Origin of the sequence: Pseudomonas fungipugnans (assembly GCF_029955235.1) — a bacterium.
Lineage (GTDB): Bacteria > Pseudomonadota > Gammaproteobacteria > Pseudomonadales > Pseudomonadaceae > Aquipseudomonas > Aquipseudomonas fungipugnans.
This window is the reverse complement of sequence record NZ_JARBWL010000002.1, coordinates 1,228,483-1,248,072: the sequence shown is the minus strand read 5'-3', so window position 1 is coordinate 1,248,072 and position 19,590 is coordinate 1,228,483. Positions and strand designations below refer to the sequence as shown.

At 59.7% G+C, this 19,590-nt stretch carries 14 protein-coding genes; 10 read left to right on the top strand and 4 right to left on the bottom strand.

Annotation, left to right across the window (positions count from 1 at the left end):
* Positions 1 to 165 precede the first annotated feature (165 nt).
* The 3 genes from POF45_RS20425 to POF45_RS20415 form a co-directional block, all read right to left on the bottom strand.
* Positions 166 to 1,893: an ABC transporter ATP-binding protein/permease gene (locus tag POF45_RS20425; RefSeq protein ID WP_282316577.1), complete on the bottom strand. Its 1,728-nt coding sequence runs from the start codon at positions 1,891 to 1,893 to the stop codon at positions 166 to 168.
* 97 nt (positions 1,894 to 1,990) lie between these two features.
* Positions 1,991 to 2,551: a response regulator transcription factor gene (locus tag POF45_RS20420; protein ID WP_007942792.1), complete on the bottom strand. Its 561-nt coding sequence runs from the start codon at positions 2,549 to 2,551 to the stop codon at positions 1,991 to 1,993.
* A complete protein-coding gene (locus POF45_RS20415) occupies positions 2,544 to 3,806 on the bottom strand; it encodes an ATP-binding protein (protein ID WP_259499337.1) in 1,263 nt (420 codons plus the stop codon). The genes POF45_RS20420 and POF45_RS20415 overlap by 8 nt, the downstream gene beginning before the upstream one ends.
* Before the next feature lie 317 nt (positions 3,807 to 4,123).
* Here POF45_RS20415 and POF45_RS20410 point away from each other — a divergent pair, with 317 nt between their 5' ends.
* The 10 genes from POF45_RS20410 to POF45_RS20365 all read left to right on the top strand — a co-directional run bounded on the left by POF45_RS20410 (position 4,124) and on the right by POF45_RS20365 (position 19,031).
* A complete protein-coding gene (locus POF45_RS20410) occupies positions 4,124 to 4,846 on the top strand; it encodes an SIMPL domain-containing protein (protein WP_259499335.1) in 723 nt (240 codons plus the stop codon).
* A 1,576-nt stretch (positions 4,847 to 6,422) separates the two neighbouring features.
* Positions 6,423 to 8,024 (top strand): ABC transporter substrate-binding protein, encoded by a 1,602-nt coding sequence (locus POF45_RS20405; protein ID WP_259499333.1) that lies wholly within the window; start codon positions 6,423 to 6,425, stop codon positions 8,022 to 8,024.
* Positions 8,025 to 8,283: 259 nt separating this feature from the next.
* Positions 8,284 to 9,909: an ABC transporter substrate-binding protein gene (locus POF45_RS20400; RefSeq protein ID WP_259499331.1), complete on the top strand. Its 1,626-nt coding sequence runs from the start codon at positions 8,284 to 8,286 to the stop codon at positions 9,907 to 9,909.
* 297 nt (positions 9,910 to 10,206) lie between these two features.
* A complete protein-coding gene (locus POF45_RS20395; protein WP_259499329.1) occupies positions 10,207 to 11,805 on the top strand; it encodes an ABC transporter substrate-binding protein in 1,599 nt (532 codons plus the stop codon).
* 172 nt (positions 11,806 to 11,977) lie between these two features.
* Complete coding sequence (locus tag POF45_RS20390; protein WP_259499327.1) at positions 11,978 to 13,390, top strand: OprD family porin; 1,413 nt, start codon at positions 11,978 to 11,980, stop codon at positions 13,388 to 13,390.
* Positions 13,391 to 13,467: 77 nt separating this feature from the next.
* Positions 13,468 to 15,063, top strand: coding sequence for an ABC transporter substrate-binding protein (locus POF45_RS20385; protein WP_259499325.1), 1,596 nt, complete (start codon positions 13,468 to 13,470; stop codon positions 15,061 to 15,063).
* A 73-nt stretch (positions 15,064 to 15,136) separates the two neighbouring features.
* Positions 15,137 to 16,147 (top strand): ABC transporter permease subunit, encoded by a 1,011-nt coding sequence (locus POF45_RS20380; protein ID WP_201200520.1) that lies wholly within the window; start codon positions 15,137 to 15,139, stop codon positions 16,145 to 16,147.
* Positions 16,148 to 16,160: 13 nt separating this feature from the next.
* Positions 16,161 to 17,072 carry an ABC transporter permease subunit gene (locus tag POF45_RS20375; protein ID WP_259503091.1) on the top strand — a complete coding sequence of 304 codons (912 nt, stop codon included), beginning with the start codon at positions 16,161 to 16,163 and terminating at the stop codon, positions 17,070 to 17,072.
* 10 nt (positions 17,073 to 17,082) lie between these two features.
* On the top strand, positions 17,083 to 18,051 hold the full coding sequence (locus tag POF45_RS20370) for an ABC transporter ATP-binding protein (RefSeq protein WP_259499321.1): 969 nt from the start codon (positions 17,083 to 17,085) through the stop codon (positions 18,049 to 18,051).
* Positions 18,051 to 19,031: a peptide ABC transporter ATP-binding protein gene (locus tag POF45_RS20365; protein WP_259499319.1), complete on the top strand. Its 981-nt coding sequence runs from the start codon at positions 18,051 to 18,053 to the stop codon at positions 19,029 to 19,031. The genes POF45_RS20370 and POF45_RS20365 overlap by 1 nt, the downstream gene beginning before the upstream one ends.
* A gap of 182 nt (positions 19,032 to 19,213) precedes the next feature.
* Here the strand turns inward: POF45_RS20365 and POF45_RS20360 are convergent, their stop codons facing one another.
* Complete coding sequence (locus POF45_RS20360) at positions 19,214 to 19,477, bottom strand: hypothetical protein (protein WP_259499317.1); 264 nt, start codon at positions 19,475 to 19,477, stop codon at positions 19,214 to 19,216.
* Positions 19,478 to 19,590 lie beyond the last annotated feature (113 nt).

Sequence of the window (19,590 nt, the reverse complement as noted above, 5' to 3'; positions counted from 1 at the left end):
AAATCGCATCATAACTTAATGCGGGTTGTACGATCACCGTCACGGTTTGCACCATTCCCCTGTGGGAGCGGGCTTGCTCGCGAAGAGGGAGTGTCAGCTCCATATATATTGACTGACACATCGCCTTCGCGAGCAAGCCCGCTCCCACAGGAGGGATTGTGGTGTTTACGCGGTTACGGCCTGATCCACCAGATGACCGTTGTCGATACGGATGTGCCGTGGATGGAAGCGTTTCAGGCTGCTGCGATGGCCGACGCTGACAATGCTCAGCCCCGGCAATTGATCGATCAGCGCCTGATACAGCGTCGCTTCGTCCTCTTCATCCATCGCCGAGGTAGCTTCGTCCATGTACAGCCATTGCGGTTCAAAGAGCAGCGCACGGGCGAAGGCCAGGCGTTGCTGCTCGCCCGGCGACAACATGCGCTGCCAGTGATTGGCTTCGTCCAGACGCGCCACCAGATGCGGCAAACGACAGGTTTCCAGCACATGCACGTAACGCTCTTGCGTATACGTGTCGCCGGTCTGTGGATAACTCAGCGCCTCACGCAAGCTGCCGATCGGCAGATACGGCTTTTGTGGCAGGAACAGATAACGTCCCGCCGGCAGCCGGATATTGCCGTGACCACGCGGCCACAAGTGCCCCATCGCCCGCAGCAATGTCGATTTGCCGCTGCCGGAACGACCGCTGAGCATCACTCGCTCGCCCTCTTGCACGGTCATGTCGGCACTGGTCAGCAGATGCCGGCCGTCGGCCAGGTCCAGGCCCAGGTTGTGGATTTTCAGTTCCGAGCCCTGGTTTTGCACGTCAATGGACGGCTGGCGCTCTTCGTTGTCGGTCATCGCCTGACGGAAACTCAGCAGACGATCACAGGTGGCGCGCCACGCGGCGAGGTCCGAGTACGCACTGATGAACCAGCTGAAACTCTCCTGCACGTTGCCGAACGCCGAGCTGATCTGCATCAGCTCACCCAGTTCGATCTTGCCGGTGAAGTAACGCGGTGCGGCGACAATGAACGGGAAAATGATCGCGATCTGGCTGTAACCGGAGGTGAAGAAGGTCAGACGCTTGGACACCTTCATGATGTCCCAGAAATTGTGCCAGACCATGCCGAAGCGGCTGCTCAGACGACGGTTCTCATTGGGCTCGCCGTTGTACAGCGCGATGCTTTCGGCGTTCTCGCGAACCCGCACCATGGAGAAACGCAGGTCAGCTTCGAAGCGTTGTTGTTGGTTGTTCAGGCCAATCAGGCGACGACCGATCAGATGCGTCAGCCAACTGCCGACCGCGGCATAAATCAGCACGCACCAGAACATGTAGCCGGGAATGGTGAAACCGAACACCTCGATGCTGCCGGACACGCCCCACAAAATGATCGAGAAGGACACCAGGCTGACCACGTTGCGGATCAGCCCAAGCCCCAGCGCCAGGGTGTTGGAGGTGAAGCTGTTGAGGTCCTCGGAAATCCGCTGGTCCGGGTTATCGGTGTAACCGCCCTGCTCCAGCTGATAATAGTTCTTGTCGCCAAGCCAGCGGGCGAAATGCTTTTCGGTGAGCCAGGCCCGCCAGCGGATGGTCAGCATCTGGGTCAGATAAAGTCGGTACACGGCACCGATGATCGCCACCGTCGCAATCGCGCCGAAATACAGAATCAGCTTCCAGAACGCCGCCTCGTCCTTCTTTTGCAGGGCGTTGTAGAAATCCTTGTACCAGGTGTTGAACCACACCGATATCCCGACGCTGATCAGCGACAGGGCAATCACGGCGATCAGCAACGTCCAGGCCTTACCCTTTTCTTCGCTGCGCCAGTACGGCGTGGTCATCGCCCATACCTTGCGGAAAAACTGCCCGCGCACAGCATCGTTGACCGCGGAATATTCAGCGTTCTGATTCATGGAAAAGGCTCGATAAAGAAAAGAACACGCACGAACCGATCATAGATGATCGGTTCGATTTGTCGCGAGATGCGACCAGCATTCGTTCAGCGCAGGTTCAGCGACGGACCGGGCGTTTTTGCAGTTTGCGCTGCAAGGTGCGGCGGTGCATGCCCAGGGCGCGGGCAGTGGCGGAGATGTTGCCTTCGTGTTCGGTCAGCACGCGTTGAATGTGTTCCCACTGCAAGCGGTCTACGGACATCGGGTTTTCCGGCACCAGGGTGTCGAGGTCGGCGTGTTCGGACAGCAGCGCCGCCAGCACGTCATCGGCATCGGCCGGTTTGCACAGGTAGTTGCAGGCGCCGCGCTTGATCGCCTCGACAGCGGTGGCGATGCTCGAATAACCGGTGAGAATCACCACGCGCATTTCCGGGTCGAGTTCGAGCAGTTTCGGCAGCAACACCAGACCCGAGTCGCCGTCCATTTTCAGGTCGAGCGCGGCGTAGTCCGGCAGGTCAGCCTGGGCGATGGTCAGGCCTTCTTCGGCGGAGCCGGCGGTGCTGACGCGAAAACCACGGCGGGCCATGGCACGGGCCATCACGCGGGTGAAGGTGGCGTCGTCGTCTACCAGCAGCAAATGCGGCAGCTCTTCGCCTTCAACTTGGATCTCGTCACTCATGTTCGTCTCCTCGGGCGACACGGGGCAGGCGCAGCTCGGTGAGCGTGCCGCCTTCCTCATGACTGTAGAGTTTCACTGAGCCGCCGGCGCGTGTCACGCTGGCCTTGCTCAAAAACAGGCCCAGGCCGAAACCTTTGCCCTTGGTGGTAAAAAACGGTTTGCCGATCTGCTCGGCGATGGCCAGCGGCACACCGGCGCCGTGGTCGCGAATGCTGATGGTCAAATCTTCGGCATTCCAGTCCAGCGTCACTTGCAGCCCTTCGGGGCAGGCATCAGCGGCGTTGTTGAGCAAATTCAGCAGCGCCTGGGTCAGGTCCGGCGGCGGGGCCATGCGCGGCACAGCGCCCTGGCCGAGGCGCTGGAAGCGGTAACTGGCTTCCGGGCGCATCAGGTGCCAGCGGTTCAGCGCTTCGTCGAGCCAGTCGGTGACGTCCTGCATTTCCACGGCCAGGCGACGATTGGCCTCGGCGGCGCGCACCAACTGCTGCAAGGTCTCTTTGCAGAGTTTGACCTGATCTTGCAGCACGCTCAGATCGTCCTGCAACAGCGGATCGGGATGATCCTGACGCATTTCCTTGAGCAGCACGCTCATGGTCGCCAGCGGCGTGCCCAATTCATGGGCGGCACCGGCGGCTTGCGTTGCGACAGCGAGCAATTGCTGATCGCGCAGGCCTTCTTCACGACGAATGGCGCGCAGCTCTTCCTGACGGCGCAGCTCTTCGGCCATGCGGGCGGCGAAGAACGTTATGACGGCGGCGGCCAGGGCAAAACTCAGCCACATCCCGTACACCTGAAGACTTTCCCGGGCGATGGGAAACGTTTGCAGCGGATAGAAACGCGCCAGCAGCAGGGTGTACATCGTCAGTGCAATACCGGACAGCACCACCGAATAACGCCACGGCAACGTCACGGCAGCGATGGTCAGTGGCACCAGGTAATAAGAGACAAACGGGTTGGTCGAACCACCGGAGAAATACAGCAAGGCGCTGTGGATAAACAGGTCGCAGGCCAGTTGCACGGCGTATTCAAGTTCGGTGACCGGCCATGAAGTGCGCAGGCGTATGGCCGTGAAGGCGCACAGCAGCATCGAGCAGCCGAGGGTCATCGCCAGTTGCAGCCACGGCAGCGGCAGCAGATCGAACCAATAGGCCAACCCGACAGAACCAGCCTGCGCAGCCAGCACCAAGGTGCGAATGAATGTGAGCCGCCAGAGATTCTGGCGAGTGGCGGAAGTCAGTTGAACGGGGGCGAGCATGAGCTCTCCTGATGAGCGCTCCAGGCGGATCGCACGGAGTATAACCAAGCACGGGGGCCGGGAGGCAAAAGTGCGGCAAACAGCCACATGGCAGAACGGATTTTGGCGTCTATAAGGACGCCTTCCCGAGCAGGCTCGCTCCCACCATTGGAATGCGCTCCCTGAGGGAGCGAGCCTGCTCGCGATTGACTGCGCCGCAGTCCCCCCCGCATCTGTATAGAAGTTGTAACTGTGCGAACCGGATCATAAAAGCTAGAGTCTGATGGTTCACGCAGGCCCGGACCACCACCCCTGCGCCCCCTTTCAAGGAGCTTTTCATGTTCACATTGCGCCGCAGCGCCGCCCTTCTCGCCCTCAGCGTTGGCACCGTCGCCAGCCTCCCGGCCCTGGCCGCCGACGATCTGCATTACAACCAGATTTCCCTGCGCGCCGAAGTCAGCCAGGAAGTGGCCCGCGACCTGATGATCGTGACGCTCTACACCGAAGAACAAAACACCGACCCGGCCAAACTCGCCGCCGACATCAGCACCACCATGAACAAAGCACTGGCCCAGGCCAAGCAAGTCAAAGACATCACCCTGCGCCAGGGCAGCCGCAACAGCTACCCGATCTACGAGCCCAAAGGCCAGAAAATCACCGGCTGGCGCGAACGTGCCGAACTGCGCCTGGAAAGCTCGGACTTTGCCGCCCTGTCGAAACTCACCGGCGAACTGCTCACCGACCTGAAAATGGGCGGCATGGATTTCGCCATCGCCACCCCGACCCGCAAGGCCAGCGAAGACGCACTGCTTAAAGAAGCCGTGACCGCCTTCAAGGCACGCGCCCAACTGGCGACCGATGCGCTGGGCGGCAAGGGCTACAAAATCGTCAACCTGAACCTGAACAGCAATGGTTATCCACAACCGTACATGCGCGCGCCGATGATGATGAAAGCGGCAGCAGGCATGGACTCGGCGCCCGTGACCCCGGATGTTGAGGCGGGCACCAGCCAGGTGAGCATGACGGCGGACGGGTCGATTGAAGTGTTGATGGCGCCTTGAGGCGATAGCACTTGAATACAGAACGGCGATCACTTGAGTGATCGCCGTTTTTTATTGCCTGTCGTCAGGCCCTGATTTATTTGACGGTTGGCCTGCCGCCTTCGCGCTCCCATAGTTTTGAGTGGTGTACATCTGGGGGAGATTGGTTGGCTGGTGGGCCGCTTTCGCAGGCAAGGCAGCTCCCACAGTTTGGACTGGGTGCATCTGGGGGGAGATTGGTTGGCTGGTTGGGCGTCTTCGCAGGCAAGCCAGCTCCCACAGTTTGGACTGGGTGCATCTGGGGGAGATTGGTTGGCTGGTGGGCCGCTTTCGCAGGCAAGCCAGCTCCCACAGTTTGGACTGGGTGCATCTGGGGGAGATTGGTTGGCTGGCGGGCCGTCTCCGCAGGCAAGCCAGCTCCCACAGTTTGGACTGGGTGCATCTGGGGGAGATTGGTTGGCTGGTGGGCCGCTTTCGCAGGCAAGCCAGCTCCCACAGTTTGGACTGGGTGCATCTGGGGGAGATTGGTTGGCTGATGAGCCGCTTTCGCAGGCAAGCCAGCTCCCACAGTTTGGACTGGGTGCATCTGGGGGGAGATTGGTTGGCTGGTGGGGCGTCTTCGCAGGCAAGCCAGCTCCCACAGTTTGGACTGGGTGCATCTGGGGAGATTGGTTGGCTGGTGGGGCGTCTTCGCAGGCAAGCCAGCTCCCACAGTTTGGACTGGGTGCATCTGGGGGAGATTGGTTGGCTGGTGGGCCGCTTTCGCAGGCAAGCCAGCTCCCACAGTTTTGAGCGGGGTGCATCTGGGAGAGATTGGTTGGCTGGCTGGGCGTTTTCGCAGGCAAGCCAGCTCCCACAGGTGGATCGGGTGCATCTGGGGGAGATTGGTTGGCTGGTGGGCCGCTTTCGCAGGCAAGCCAGCTCCCACAGGTTTGAGTGGGGTACATTCGGGAGAGATTGGTCGGCTGGTAGGCCGCCATCGCGAGCAAGCTCGCTCCCACAGAAAAGCAAAAGCAAAAGCAGAAGCAGATCCGCATCCCCCCCCCCCGCCCTTCACCACTCATCAGGCCGAGCGTTAGCTCGCCTGCAGCTCTTGATCTACCCGCCCCTTCGGGAGGCCGAGTGGAGGTGTTTATCTGGGGATGGGCGCGTAGCGCCGTGCGGCGCAGCCGCACACATCGAGAGGAGGTCGTCGCGAAGCAGACCGTAGGCGATGCCCCCAGATGAATACCGGAGCGAGGGAACACCGAGCCCAGGCGAGGAGCCGTACGCTCGGGGCGAGCCTTTTGGGGTACTTTTTTGGCGTTTGAAAAAAGTGCCTCGCCGTAAGGGCGAAACCATAAGCCGCCGTTACCGCAGCAACGGATATACACCCCATCAAAATCCCGGTCGGCTGTCAGGCCGCCTTCGCAGGCAAGCCAGCTCCCACAGTTTGAACAGTGCACACCTGGAAGAACATGGTCGGCCCTAAGGCCGCCAAGTCCAAGCGACTATGCCCAGACACAGGGGTCCCCCTGAAAAAACGATATTTCCGCCACCCCCACCAACCCGGCTACTCTCAAAAACATATAGCCGCCAGAACCCCCTCAGGTCCCCCATGCCAAGAACCACCGTCAAACCGCTCCTACTCGCACTCACCCTGGCCACAATCGCCCCTTTCGCAAACGCAGCCACAACATTGGTCTACTGCTCCGAAGCCAGCCCCGCCGGCTTCGACCCCAGCCAATACACCAGCGGCACCGACTTCGATGCCTCGGCCGAAACCGTATTCAACCGCCTCACCCAATTCAAACGCGGCGGCACCGAAGTAGAACCGGGCCTGGCAACAAGCTGGGACGTGAGCCAGGACGGCCTCAGCTACACCTTCCACCTGCGCGACGGCGTGAAATTCCACACCACCGACTACTTCACCCCAACCCGCGACTTCAACGCCGACGACGTGCTGTTCACTTTCCAGCGCCTGCTCGATCCGGAGAACGCCTTTCGCAAGGCCTACCCCGCCGAGTCGCCGTACTTCACCGACATGGACCTGAACAAGACCATCAAAAGCGTCGACAAACTCGACGAACACACCGTGCGCTTCAGCCTGAACAACGTCGACGCCGCGTTCATCCAGAACCTGGCGATGAGCTTCGCCTCGGTGCAGTCCGCCGAATACGGCGCGCTGCTATTAAAGGAAGGCAAAGCCGCCGACATCAACCAGAAGCCGGTCGGCACCGGTCCGTTCGTGTTCAAGCGTTATCAGAAGGACTCGCAGATTCGCTACGTCGCCAACAAGGCGTACTGGAAACCCGAGGACGTGAAAATCGACAATCTGGTGTTCTCGATCACCCCGGACGCCGCCGTGCGTTTGCAGAAACTCAAGACCGGCGAGTGCCAGGTCAGCGGCTACCCGCGCCCTGCAGACATCGAGGTCATGGAGAAAGACCCCAACCTGACAGTACTCAAACAGGCCGGTTTCAATCTGGGCTTCCTTGCCTACAACGTCACCCACCCGCCACTGGATCAGCTCAAGGTGCGTCAGGCGCTGGACATGGCCATCGACAAGCCGGCGATCATCAAGGCCGTCTACCAGAGTGCCGGGCAGCTGGCGCAGAACGCCCTGCCGCCGGCGCAATGGTCCTATGACCCGAACATCAAGGATGCGCCCTACGACCCGACCAGGGCGAAGGCGCTACTGAAGGAAGCAGGGGTTGCGCCGGGTACGACCCTCAATTTGTGGGCCATGACCGTGCAGCGCGCCTCCAACCCGAACGCGCGGATGTCGGCGCAGATGATCCAGCAGGATTGGGAGAAAGTCGGGATCAAGGCCAACATCGTCAGCTATGAATGGGGCGAGTACATCAAGCGCGCCAAGAACGGCGAACACGACGCGATGATCTACGGCTGGACCGGTGACAACGGTGACCCCGACAACTGGCTCGGCGTGCTCTACAGTTGTGCGGCGGTCAAAGGCAGCAACTACGCCAAGTGGTGTGATCCGGCGTACGACACGTTGATCCAGCAGGCGAAGGTGTCTACCGACCGTGACCAACGGGTCAAATTGTATCAACAGGCCCAACAAATCCTTAAGCAGCAGGTGCCGATCACGCCGATCGCCAACTCGACGGTGTTCCAGCCGCTGCGCAAGGAAGTGACTGATTTCAAAATCAGTCCGTTTGGCCTCACACCCTTCTACGGCGTGGGTATAAATAAGTAACACCGCGCGCCAACCGGGTGCGCCAGACGCCCCGGTTGCCCCGTCGCGGTGCGCCGTTTGCACCGTAAAAAACGCCCGCAAACGGTCAAATGCGTCAGAATTTATACATATGCGACATTAAGGTACGTTCGTGCCACTGTTTAAGGCTTGTAGCCATGCAAGATCTTGCAATGGGTATGGCCCCTGCATAAGTATCCGCAGGCACGACTCACGAGGTCGTCCTCTAATTCCAAAAATGACAACAAATCATGAGGCCACCATGCTTAAACACGCGGTCATTCCGTTTTTAGTCGGCGCCAGCCTGTTGGCTAGCGCACCTTTCGCCGTTGCGGCGACTAACCTGGTGTTTTGCTCCGAAGGGAGCCCGGCCGGTTTTGATCCTGGTCAGTACACCACCGGAACCGACTTCGACGCCTCTGCAGAAACCATGTTCAACCGCCTGACACAGTTCGAGCGCGGCGGCACCGCCGTTGTTCCTGGCCTGGCGACCAGCTGGGACATTTCCCCGGACGTAAAGGAATACACCTTCCACCTGCGTGAAGGTGTGAAGTTCCACACCACGCCGTACTTCACCCCGACTCGTGAGTTCAACGCCGACGACGTGCTGTTCACCTTTAATCGCATGATTAACAAGGATGATCCGTTCCGCAAAGCGTACCCGACCGAATTCCCGTACTTCACCGACATGGGCATGGACACCAACATTGCCAAGGTCGAGAAGATCGACGATCACACCGTCAAGTTCGTGCTGAACACCGTTGATGCAGCGTTCATTCAAAACCTGGCCATGAGCTTCGCCTCCGTCCAGTCCGCCGAATACGCCGCCAAGCTACTCAAGGAAGGCAGGCCGGGCGACATCAACCAGAAGCCGATCGGTACCGGTCCGTTCGTGTTCAAGAGCTACCAGAAAGACTCCAACATCCGCTACACCGGGAACAAGGACTACTGGAAACCTGACGACGTGAAGATCGATAACCTGATCTTCGCCATCACCACCGACCCGTCGGTGCGCATTCAGAAGCTGAAGAAGAACGAATGCCAGGTCACCCTCTTCCCGCGTCCGGCCGACCTCAAGGCACTGGGCGAAGACAAGGATCTGAAACTGCCGCATCAGGCTGGTTTCAACCTGGGCTATATCGCCTACAACGTCATGCCTGTGCTCAAGGGCCGCACCGACGCCAACCCGTTGGCTGACCTGCGCGTTCGTCAGGCGCTGGACATGTCGGTGAACAAGCCGCAGATCATCGATTCGGTTTACCAGGGCGCGGGCCAACTGGCCGTCAACGCCATGCCCCCGACCCAGTGGTCTTACGACACCACCATCAAGGATGCCAAGTACGACCCTGAGAAAGCCAAGGAGCTGCTCAAGGAAGCTGGCGTCAAGGAAGGCACCCAGATCACTCTGTGGGCCATGCCGGTTCAGCGTCCGTACAACCCGAACGCCAAGCTGATGGCTGAAATGCTGCAGTCCGACTGGAAGAAAATCGGCCTGAACGTGAACATCGTCAGCTACGAATGGGGCGAGTACATCAAGCGTTCCAAAGGTGGCGAGAACCAGGCGATGATCATCGGCTGGAGCGGCGACAATGGTGACCCGGACAACTGGCTCGGCACCCTGTTCGGTTGCGATGCCATGAACGGCAACAACTTCTCGAAATGGTGCGACAAGCCATACGACACACTGATCAAGGAAGCCAAGTCCACCCCGGACCAGGCCAAACGCACCGAGCTGTACAAACAGGCACAACATCTGCTCAAGGATGCTGTTCCAATGACACCTATCGCACACTCGACGGTGTATCAACCCATGCGCGCCAACGTGCAGGACTTCAAGATCAGCCCATTCGGCTTGAACTCCTTCTACGGCGTCAGCATCAGCAAATAAGGTTCGACTGCGGCGACGTTTAACGTCGCCGCAGTTTAATCCGCCGCAAAAGCGGGAAATTACCTACAGCCTGATCCACTGCACACACAGCAGAGACAGACGACTGTCGGCTTTTCCTACGAGATTTTCAGGCTTTACGCATTTACTGCCGGACCCACGGCTCATACCGTCGGGATCCGACCCGTTCATGCGTGCGCCACCGGTTTGCTGCTGCTGCGATGGATTGAGATCAATGAAGCATTACGTGCCCGGACGGCGCGCCGCTTCATTGTCAAAACACTGAAAAGAGGGAGCGTTATGCGCCATACCTTGGTTTTATCCGCGTTACTGAGCACCGGCCTGTTGGCCGCCACTTCCAGCCAGGCCGCCAACAACAGCCTGGTCTTCTGCTCCGAAGGCAGCCCCGCCGGTTTCGACACGGCGCAGTACACCACTGCGACCGACAACGACGCCGCCGAACCGCTGTACAACCGGCTGGCAGAGTTTGAGAAAGGCGCGACCAACGTCGTACCGGGCCTGGCAAAGAGCTGGGATATTTCCGAGGACGGCCTCAAGTACACCTTCCATCTACGCGAAGGGGTGAAATTCCACACCACGCCCTGGTTCACGCCGACTCGCGATTTCAATGCCGATGATGTGCTGTTCACGTTCAATCGCATGCTCGACCCGCAACAACCATTCCGTAAGGCCTACCCGACGGAGTTCCCGTATTTCAACGGGATGAGCCTGAACAAGAACATCGCCAAGGTCGAAAAGACCGGGCCGCTGACCGTGGTCATGACGCTCAACAGCGTGGACGCCGCGTTCATCCAGAACATTGCCATGAGCTTCGCCGCCATCCTGTCCGCTGAATACGCCGACAAATTGCTGGCTGACGGCAAGCCCAGCGACATCAATCAGAAGCCGATCGGCACCGGGCCGTTCGTGTTCAAGAGCTATCAGAAAGACTCGAACATCCGGTACACCGGCAACAAGCAGTACTGGGACCCGAGCCGGGTCAAGCTCGACAATCTGATCTTCGCCATCAATACCGACGCCTCGGTGCGAGTGCAGAAACTCAAGGCCGGCGAATGCCAGATCACCCTGCATCCGCGCCCTGCCGATGTAGCCGCACTGAAGAACGACCCGAAACTCAAGCTCATCGAAAAACCCGGCTTCAACCTCGGTTACATCGCCTACAACGTGCGCCACAAACCCTTCGACCAGCTCGAAGTGCGCCAGGCGCTGGACATGGCGGTGAACAAGCAAGGCATTCTCAACGCCGTCTATCAAGGTGCCGGGCAGTTGGCGGTCAATGCCATGCCGCCGACCCAGTGGTCCTACGACGACACCATCAAAGACGCCGCCTACAACCCGGAAAAAGCCAGGGAATTGCTCAAGGCTGCCGGCGTGAAGGACGGCACGCAAATCACCCTCTGGGCCATGCCGGTCCAGCGCCCTTACAACCCCAACGCCAAGTTGATGGCCGAAATGCTCCAGGCGGACTGGGCAAAGATCGGCCTCAAGGTCAAGATCGTCAGCTACGAATGGGGCGAGTACATCAAGCGCACCAAGAATGGTGAACACGACATCAGCCTGATCGGCTGGACGGGCGACAACGGGGATCCCGACAACTGGCTCGGCACGCTTTACAGCTGCGACGCCATTGGCGGCAACAACTACTCCATGTGGTGTGATCCGGCTTACGACAAGCTGATCAAGCAGGCCAAAACCGTCACCGACATTGGTCAGCGCACCGCACTCTACAAACAGGCGCAGCAATTGCTCAAGCAGCAAGTGCCGATCACGCCAGTCGCTCACTCGACGGTCAACCAGCCGTTGAGCGCCAAAATCGAAGGGTTCAAGGTCAGCCCCTTCGGTCGCAATGTGTTCTCGGGGGTCAGCCTCGACCAATAACTGATTAGCCAAAGACGCTGGGGGCGATTTTCGCCCTCACGCAAGCGTGTTGCCTGAATTCGCCGAACAGGCCTCCAGCAAACGTTTGCGAAGCCATGAATGAGTTGTAAAACCAATAGCCGGACCATAAAGAACCGGCACTAAAAAAAAAGAAAGTAAAGGAGCTTCACCCATGAAACTGAGCAGCACTGCGTTACTGGCCCTGGCCATTAGCAGCGTAACCGCCACGGCTTACGCAGAAACCCAAAGCCAGGATTTCACCCCGGTGACGGTCAACGAAAAAAGCGCACAAGGCGCGGCTACCGGCTTTGTCGAAGGCTCAACGGTCAGCGGCACCACGCGCAACTGGTACGCCAACGAGCAGCTGAAACGCGGCGGCAAGTTCACTTACCGCAAAGACGGCGTAGCAACGCCTACCGACCGCCGTATCAACTGGGTCCAGGGCACCATCGTCAATTACACCTCCGGTTTCACTCAGGGCACCGTCGGTGTCAGCACTGAAGTGGCTGCGTACAACGCCGTTGCACTGGAACGTGATCGCAAGAGCCTGGCTTCCAACAACGGTGGCGCACCGGGCTCGCGTCCAGGGGCAGGCAACAACCGTACCCTGACTACCGAAGGCGGCGACGCCCAAGGCCAGTGGAGCAAACTGGGCCTGGCCAACGTCAAGTTCCGTGTCTCCAACACCACCCTGACTGCCGGTCGCCAGAACTTCAGCACCCCCATCGTCGACAACATCGGCAACCGTCCACTGCCTTCGAGCTTTGAAGGTGTGAGCCTGCACAGCGAAGAGCTGAACAACCTGTCGTTCGACGCTGGCAGCTTCGACCGCGTATCCCCGCGTACTGAAGAAAGCCTGTCGAAATTCCGCACCGAGTACAGCGCCAATGGCGCCGAAACCGATCGCGTGAGCATCGTTGGTCTGAACTATCAGCCGCTCAAAAGCCTGAAGACCAGCCTGTACGCCTCCAAGGTTGAAGACTTCTGGAACCAGTACTACTTCGGCGCTACCCACGAACTGGGTGACAGCCAGCTTCTGAGCCTGACCACCGGCCTGAACTACTACAAAACGGTCGATACCGGCAAAAAGGAAATGGGTGAAATCGACAACAACACCTACTCCCTGTCGTTCGGCCTGACCCACCAGGCTCACAGCCTGACCTTCTCGTACCAGAAAATTAACGGTGACGAGTACTTCGACTACCTGCACGAAACCAACGGCATCTACCTGGCCAACTCCCTGCTGTCCGACTTCAACGGCCCGAACGAGCAGTCCTTCCAGATCGCCTACGGTCTGAACATGGCGGAATACGGCGTGCCTGGCCTGAAGTTCAACATCTACCAGGCTCGCGGCTGGGGCATCGACGGTACTCACTACACCGGCACCGCCTACGACGTGAAGAACATGGACGGCGAACATCACTATGAATACGGCATCGGTGCTTCGTACGCCGTGCAGAGCGGCCCGCTCAAGGCCACCACTGTTCGAGCGACCTATACCGCTCACCGTGCCAGCGAAAACCAGTCTGACGGCAGCATCAACGAGTTCCGTCTGGTGACCACTGTTCCATTCAACATCCTGTAAAAACGCCACCGAACGGCTGACTCATGATGAGTCGGCCGTTCGGCTTTAGTCCTTCAACCGATTGCAGAGGGTTCTTGATGAAATTGCTTCCCCTACGTGCGGCCATCGCGGCCGCGTTGCTGAGTGTCGCTGTTGGCGTCTCTGCCAAACCCTTGGTGGTCTGTACCGAAGCCAGCCCGGAAGGCTTCGATATGGTCCAGTACACGACTGCAGTCACAGCCGATGCGGTGGCCGAAACCATCTTCAATCGTCTGGCGGACTTCAAGCCCGGCACCACAGAAGTGGTTCCGGCACTGGCCGACTCCTGGGACATCAGCGAGGACGGTCTGACCTACACGTTCCACCTGCGCAAAGGCGTCAAGTTTCACACCACCGAATATTTCAAGCCGACCCGCGACATGAATGCCGACGACGTGGTCTGGAGTTTCCAGCGTCAACTGGACCCGAAACACCCGTGGCACAACAAATCGAGCGTGGGCTTCCCGTACTTTGAAAGCATGGGCTTCAAGGAACTGCTCAAAAGCGTCGAGAAAGTCGACGACAACACGGTCACGTTCACCCTGACCCGCCGCGAAGCGCCGTTCCTGGCCGACATCGCCATGGCGTTCTCCTCGATCTACCCCGCCGAGTACGCCGACCAGTTGCTCAAGGCCGACAAGACCGGCGACCTGAACAGCAAGCCGATCGGCACTGGCCCGTTCATCTTCCAGCGTTACGCCAAGGACGCTCAGGTCCGCTTCAAGGCCAACCCGGAGTACTTCCGTGGCAAGCCACCGGCTGACGCGTTGATCCTGGCCATCGCCACCGACAACAACGTGCGCCTGCAAAAGCTCAAGGCCAACGAGTGCCAGATTGCGCTGTATCCGAAACCGGACGACATCCCGAGCATCAAGAAAGATACCAACCTGAAAGTCGATGAAATGGACGCTATGACCGTCTCCTACATCGCCATGAACACCCAGCACAAATACATGAGCGATGTGCGGGTACGTAAGGCAATCGACATTGCTTTCGACAAGGCCGCCTACGTCAACGCGCTGTTCGGCAAAGGCAACGCCACCGTGGCGGTCAACCCGTACCCGCCAACGCTGCTGGGTTACAACCATGATCTGCAGAACCCGCCCCGTGACCTGGACAAGGCCCGCGCCCTGCTCAAGGAAGCCGGCGTACCGGAAGGCACTGAGCTGACCCTGTTCACCCGTAACGGCGGCGGCCCGACCAACCCCAACCCGATGCTCGGCGCACAGATGATGCAGGCCGACCTGGCCAAGGTCGGGATAAAACTCGACATTCGCGTCATGGAATGGGGCGAAATGCTCAAGCGCGCCAAAAACGGCGAGCACGACATGGTGTCTGCCGGATGGGCGGGCGACAACGGCGACCCGGATAACTTCCTGACGCCGATGCTCAGTTGCGAAGCGGCGAAGAACGGCGAAAACTACGCCCGTTGGTGCAACGAGAAATTCCAGACCCTGCTTGACGAAGCAAGAGCTAAAGTAGATCCGGCCGAACGTGCCAAGCTGTACGAACAAGCCCAAGCGATCTTCAACCAGGATCAGCCATGGATCAGCATGGCCCACACCCGCATGTTCACCGCAATGCGCAATAACGTAGAGGGCTACCACATTAGCCCCCTCACCACTAATAACTTCGCCACCACCCAGGTGAAGTAGATAAGAAACTCCCGGCCTCCCTGATCCCAGGGAAGCCGGGCACGCCTAACCGGCTGATGAGGTACACAACAAGATGTTTAGTTTTATTGCCCGCCGACTGGGGTTATTGATCCCCACGTTTTTCGGCATCACCCTGCTGACTTTCGCGTTGATTCGCATGATTCCGGGCGACCCCGTGGAAGTAATGATGGGCGAACGTCGGGTCGACCCCGAAATGCACGCCCAGGCAATGGAACGCCTAGGTCTGAACAAACCCCTGTATGCCCAATACCTGGATTACATCGGCAAGTTGGCCCACGGCGACCTTGGCGAATCACTGCGCACACGCACCAGTGTCTGGACCGAGTTCAGCTCTCTATTCCCCGCGACCCTGGAACTGTCCATGGCCGCCCTGTTGTTCGCCGGCGTCCTTGGCCTTTTGGCCGGGGTGATTGCGGCACTCAAGCGAGGATCCCTGTTCGACCATGGGGTGATGGGCATCTCCCTGGCGGGATATTCGATGCCGATCTTCTGGTGGGGCCTGATCCTGATCATGTTCTTCTCGGTGAGCCTGGGCTGGACCCCCGTTTCCGGACGGATCGACCTGCTTTATGACATCGAGCCGCGCACCGGCTTCATGCTCATCGACACCTTGCTGGCCGATGACGTCGGTGCATTCTTCGACGCCCTGCACCACCTGATCCTGCCGGCCATCGTGCTCGGCACCATCCCGCTGGCCGTGATTGCGCGGATGACCCGTTCGTCGATGCTCGAAGTGCTGCGCGAAGACTACATCCGTACCGCTCGCGCCAAAGGTCTGTCGCCGGCGCGCGTGGTGTTCGTGCACGGCCTGCGCAACGCGCTGATCCCGGTACTGACCGTGGTCGGCCTGCAAGTCGGCACACTGCTGGCCGGTGCAGTCCTGACCGAAACCATCTTCTCGTGGCCCGGCATCGGCAAATGGCTGATCGAAGCCATTGGCGCACGGGATTATCCCGTGGTGCAGAACGGCATCCTGTTAATCGCCTGCCTGGTGATTCTGGTCAACTTCGTAGTGGACATCCTCTACGGCTTTGCCAACCCACGCATCCGTCACCAGCGCTGAGATCATCATGACCATGACCACTCCAATTCCAGCGGTAGCAGTCGATCAAAGCCTGCTGTACCCGTCTCCGTACAAAGAGTTCTGGCAAGCATTTTCCAAGAACAAAGGCGCCGTCGCCGGCCTGCTGTTCATGCTGCTGGTGATTTTCTGCGCCCTGTTCGCCCCTTGGGTCGCGCCACACAACCCGAGCGAGCAGTACCGCGATTTCCTGCTGACCCCGCCAGCCTGGCTGGAAGGTGGGCAGATGCAGTTCCTGCTCGGCACCGATGAACTGGGGCGTGACCTGCTGTCGCGCCTGATCCAGGGCTCGCGCCTGTCGCTGTTGATCGGCTTGTCGTCGGTGGTGATGTCGCTGATTCCGGGGATCCTGCTGGGTCTGTTCGCCGGCTTCTTCCCGCGCCTGCTTGGCCCGACCATCATGCGTCTGATGGACATCATGCTGGCCCTGCCGTCCCTGCTGCTGGCCGTGGCGATTGTCGCCATCCTCGGCCCTGGCCTGATCAACACCGTGATCGCCATCGCCGTGGTGTCCCTGCCGTCCTATGTTCGTCTGACCCGCGCCGCGGTAATGGGCGAGCTGAACCGCGACTATGTGACCGCCGCGCGCCTGGCCGGTGCCGGCCTGCCACGCCTGATGTTCATCACCGTGCTGCCCAACTGCATGGCACCGCTGATCGTTCAGGCCACCCTGAGTTTCTCTTCGGCCATTCTCGATGCCGCGGCACTGGGCTTCCTCGGCCTTGGCGTACAACCGCCAACGCCTGAGTGGGGCACCATGCTGGCTTCGGCTCGCGACTACATCGAACGCGCCTGGTGGGTGGTAAGTCTGCCTGGTCTGACCATTTTGCTCAGCGTGCTGGCAATCAACTTGATGGGCGACGGCCTGCGCGATGCGCTGGACCCGAAACTCAAGAACGCCGCCTGAGGAGATTCAAATGTCACTGTTGGAAATCAAGAATCTCAACGTTCGCTTCGGCGACAAGAACGCCGTTCCGGTGGTCGATGGCCTCGACATTACCGTGGACAAAGGCGAAGTCCTGGCCATCGTTGGCGAGTCGGGTTCCGGTAAATCCGTGACCATGATGGCGCTGATGGGCCTGATCGAACATCCGGGGATCGTCACCGCCGACGCCCTGAATTTCGACGGCAAGGACATGCTCAAGCTCAGTAACCGTCAGCGTCGGCAAATCGTCGGCAAAGACCTGGCCATGGTCTTCCAGGACCCGATGACCGCGCTGAACCCGAGCTACACCGTCGGCTTCCAGATCGAAGAAGTACTGCGCCTGCACCTGAAAATGTCCAGCAAACAGGCACGCAAGCGCGCCATTGAACTGCTGGAAAAAGTTGAAATCCCGGGCGCCGCCAGCCGTATGGACGCCTACCCGCATCAACTGTCCGGCGGTATGAGCCAGCGTGTTGCGATCGCCATGGCGATTGCCGGCGAACCGAAACTGCTGATCGCCGACGAACCGACCACGGCCCTCGACGTAACGATTCAGGCGCAGATCATGGACCTGCTGCTGGCGTTGCAGAAAGAGCAGAACATGGGCCTGGTGCTGATCACTCACGACCTCGCGGTCGTGGCTGAAACCGCCCAGCGCGTGTGCGTGATGTACGCCGGCCAGGCGGTGGAAGTGGGTCAGGTGCCGCAGTTGTTCGACATCCCCGCGCACCCGTACAGCGAAGCGTTGCTCAAGGCGATCCCGGAACACAGCCTGGGCGCCACGCGCCTGGCCACGCTGCCGGGCATCGTTCCCGGCCGCTACGACCGCCCGCAAGGTTGCCTGCTGTCGCCACGCTGCCCGTATGTGCAAGACAGCTGCCGCGCGCAGCGTCCTGGCCTTGACCCGAAAAGCAACAGCCTCGCCCGCTGCTTCTACCCGCTGAATCAGGAGGTGGCGTAATGGCCGTCGTACTTACCGCCCGCGACCTGACCCGTCACTACGAAGTGTCCCGTGGCCTGTTCAAGGGTCATGCGACCGTGCGCGCACTGAACGGTGTGTCGTTCGAGTTGCACGCTGGCAAGACCCTCGCCGTTGTAGGTGAGTCGGGTTGCGGCAAGTCCACCCTGGCCCGCGCCCTGACGCTGATCGAGGAGCCGTCTTCCGGCTCCCTGAAAATCGCCGGGCAGGAAGTCGCCGGTGCCGACAAGGCGCAGCGCAAGCAACTGCGCAAAGACGTGCAGATGGTGTTCCAGAGCCCGTACGCCTCGTTGAACCCACGGCAGAAAGTCGGTGACCAGCTCGGCGAGCCGCTGCTGATCAACACCAACCTCAGTGCCGCCGAACGTCGCGAGAAAGTCCAGGCGATGATGAAGCAGGTGGGCTTGCGTCCTGAGCACTACCAGCGTTACCCGCACATGTTCTCAGGCGGTCAGCGTCAGCGCATCGCACTGGCCCGCGCCATGATGCTGCAACCCAAAGTGCTGGTGGCGGACGAACCGACCTCGGCGCTGGACGTGTCGATCCAGGCGCAGGTACTGAACCTGTTCATGGATCTGCAGCAAGAGTTCAACACCGCCTACGTGTTCATCTCCCACAACCTGGCCGTGGTCCAGCACGTGGCCGATGACGTGATGGTGATGTACCTCGGTCGCCCGGTGGAAATGGGCCCCAAGAACGACATCTACCAGCGTCCGCTGCACCCGTACACCCAGGCGTTGCTGTCGGCCACCCCGACCATTCACCCGGACCCGAACAAGCCGAAGATCAAGATCGTCGGCGAACTGCCCAACCCGCTGAACCCGCCGTCCGGTTGCGCTTTCCACAAGCGCTGCCCGTACGCCACCGAGCGTTGCAGCACCGAAGAGCCAGCCCTGCGCCCGCTCGATAACCGCCAGGTGGCTTGCCACTACGCCGAGCAATTCCTCGACGGCGCGGCATGAAAATGTGGGAGCGGGCTTGCTCGCGAAGAGGGCATCACATTCAACAATCATGTTGAATGTCTGAACGCCTTCGCGAGCAAGCCCGCTCCCACAGGGATTGCAGCTTCCTCAGTTGTCCAAACCCCTTCTACCTCGATTGCGCATCAGTCAGGTAGAGGGGGTTTTCTTTTTCAAGCGATCACTCAGCTCTGGCTATCGCCGTCATCGTCATCGTCGGTGTCTGGCTCTTTGTCGGTGGAGTCGTCATCACCCTTGGTACCGCCCTGGTCTTCGTCACCCGGCTCCGATTCGGACTTGGCGACCATCAAGACATTGCCCTGCGCGGCCTTCGAGGACCACATGCCGGGGTCCTGTGCGGGATGCCCACTGGCCCAGGCGGCCGACGTCCCCAGCGACAACATCACCATCACTTTGATCAACAGCAAGATGCGTTGAAAAATTCTCATAGCCGATACCATCCTTTCGTGGGTAAAACCGTGGGTGCCTGGCGGCGGATATTCCCGATTGCCGTGGCGCTGAATGAAATCTAGTTCCGATCAGCCGGGTTCTCCAGATAGGA